This is a genomic window from Oleiphilus sp. HI0123, assembly GCF_001635315.1.
Window position 1 is genome coordinate 1 of record NZ_LWGE01001610.1, and the last position, 2,318, is coordinate 2,318.

Genomic DNA, 2,318 nt, shown 5'->3' on the forward strand with positions numbered 1-2,318 from the left:
GAACTGCTGATGCATCCCACCGCGGTTTGACATGATAAGTACAACTAGTATTGCCAATTGTCGAAGGCTCAGTCTCAATTATAAACAGCCCCGGCGAATTTTGAGCAATTAACTTTGTTATTTTGACTTTACCATTGGCGTCCCAAGCATGGACCTGAAATGATACAAGACATAATAGCGTCAGAATAACTTTCTTCACTGAGTGATTCTCCATTTTTCTCTTTTTAACAACGCCCGGTTGAAGCTTGAAGTTTCTACTATCAACCTATTTGAGACCGTCTAAACCGACCTCTATTAACTGTAAATAAAACTTTAATATTTACTCAAACACCCATAAATCAGTCACAATCGGTCTTGTAGAACTTCCGCCCCAGAATGGAATAGTCTCGCAACCATCTCCGTGAAGACCTATTGCTTTACCCGACGCAAAAGCAGCTAGTGCTGCCGATGTCATTAAACTTTGACCGTTTATATCAGGCTTAATATAAACGTGATTCTTAACGTTACATTCCGAGTTTTTTGGGACGTTTTCATTCAAAATCAAACTTAAACCACCATTTTTATGTACAAAATATCTTTTGATAGTGACACCTGGCCCCGATAGATCGGTTAAATACTCGTAGGCAAATAAATCACTTGAAATACACAATAAGCATACAGCTAGTATTTTTTTCATATCCTTAATTTCCACTAACAACCTAAAATAGCCATTCCAGAAAACGCTTCTGGCATCGTACATTTCCACCTATTTTTTGAGAATAATTACATCCACTTTACAATAGTGCCCGGAAGTTGACCCAGGCCACCGATTATCATCACCTAGCTTTCCATATACGATTACATTGCTGTTCGCATGATAAGCTGAGAGTAATAAACTGAAATTTGCATCAAACCCTTTCGAAATTGGTGACATCCAATATCCATAGCACTCCTTCCCTTCATTTTCAGTAAGCCAAAATCCTACATCCCCATTACCAAACTCAGTGTAGGCAAAAATTCGCTCGACTTTGGTATCAAAACTACTTTCTGTAGCGGAAAAACAGTTTACTGAATAAAGCGCTAAAACCACTGCTAACAAAAACACTCGCATTATTTAATACCTATCCCAATATAATCTTATGAGCCAAAAGTAGCTTATTTAAAAAGCCTAAATCAGCTTCTACAACCAACCTATAACTGTTATTAATCCCTTAAATACATCGCACCAGAACTTGTCATAGTGCTGTAAGACCCTCCATGCCACCCGATCTCTCTGCATTCATGTGCGTAAGCTTTAATTTTTTTACCCGCCATATAAGCAGCTAAGATGGTCGAATAAGTAATATCATATTGAGTGTTATCGATAGGAACCCAAAGATAATCTGATATCCCGCAATCATTCGCATCACCAAAATTACCTTTAACCATAAAACCTTGAGCCCTTACAATCTCAATCTCGGTAATGCGTCCACCATTTGTCCAACCGCCAGCAAAAACTGGCAATGCAACAAAGCAAGCTAGAATTATTACACTTACTTTTTTCATTAAATGTTCCTTTTAATCATTCAATAAGATATTTCACAATGTTAGCTTTAAGCCAAACGAAGTTTCCGTTATCAACCTAATATCGACTTTGATTAACCATTCATAACTTACAACATATAGGCCTGAATTAGCTCTGGATAGTCACACCCATCAGGACTCTTGTAATACAACCTGACCTTCTTATTAGCCATCTTTGCAGCCAACAAAAGGCTATAAATCTCGTTATAGTTTTTATTGGTATCCTTCCACAGAATTGTGCCCGTTGACTTAGTACAGCCTGAAAACGACACGCCTTTCAAGGTAAAATATGTGGCACCTTGAGACCTTGTCCCCGGATTTACGATATCAACTAGACTCCCTTCTGCTGGCGTCCATAAAGGGTTAGCATTCGAGAGTTCCGAAAAAAATAATAAAACAGATAATAATAGATATTTCACGCTGATAGTTTCCTTTACTTGAACTAGCTTCCGGCTTCAACCTAAATGAGACTTAAACATTAATCCTTAAATATTCGTACATCACCAACTGTCATTTGGTTATACTCAGCCATATCCCCACCAAACCAAGGGACTGTAGTACAAGAGTGAATATAAAAATTAACTTTCTTACTCGCCATCATGGCAGCCAAAAGCGTTGAGTATATGGTTTCATATTCTGCATGACTGCGTGGAACCCAAACTCTATCAACGTTTATGATATTTGAATTAGTGGTCTCGCACGCTGCTGGATTTCCAAAAGCTCCTAGAACCATCACTCCTTCACTACGAGCGAGAATAAGCTGCGTAGGCACTGCT

Annotated in this window: 6 protein-coding genes; all 6 read right to left on the reverse strand. The window is 38.4% G+C overall.

Annotation, left to right across the window (positions count from 1 at the left end; genetic code table 11):
• The coding region (locus A3761_RS28665; RefSeq protein WP_231881281.1) for a hypothetical protein at positions 1-199 on the reverse strand (199 nt) is incomplete at its 3' end.
• Between the two features lie 120 nt (positions 200-319).
• Positions 320-691 carry a hypothetical protein gene (locus A3761_RS21605; RefSeq protein ID WP_197473168.1) on the reverse strand — a complete coding sequence of 124 codons (372 nt, stop codon included), beginning with the start codon at positions 689-691 and terminating at the stop codon, positions 320-322.
• Between the two features lie 54 nt (positions 692-745).
• On the reverse strand, positions 746-1,090 hold the full coding sequence (locus tag A3761_RS21610; RefSeq protein ID WP_068567949.1) for a hypothetical protein: 345 nt from the start codon (positions 1,088-1,090) through the stop codon (positions 746-748).
• Positions 1,091-1,182: 92 nt separating this feature from the next.
• Positions 1,183-1,524 carry a hypothetical protein gene (locus tag A3761_RS21615; protein ID WP_068567947.1) on the reverse strand — a complete coding sequence of 114 codons (342 nt, stop codon included), beginning with the start codon at positions 1,522-1,524 and terminating at the stop codon, positions 1,183-1,185.
• A gap of 107 nt (positions 1,525-1,631) precedes the next feature.
• Positions 1,632-1,961 (reverse strand): hypothetical protein, encoded by a 330-nt coding sequence (locus A3761_RS21620; RefSeq protein WP_068567945.1) that lies wholly within the window; start codon positions 1,959-1,961, stop codon positions 1,632-1,634.
• Positions 1,962-2,020: 59 nt separating this feature from the next.
• Positions 2,021-2,318, reverse strand: a 298-nt coding sequence (locus tag A3761_RS28045) for a hypothetical protein (RefSeq protein WP_197473169.1), incomplete at its 5' end; no start/stop codon positions are given.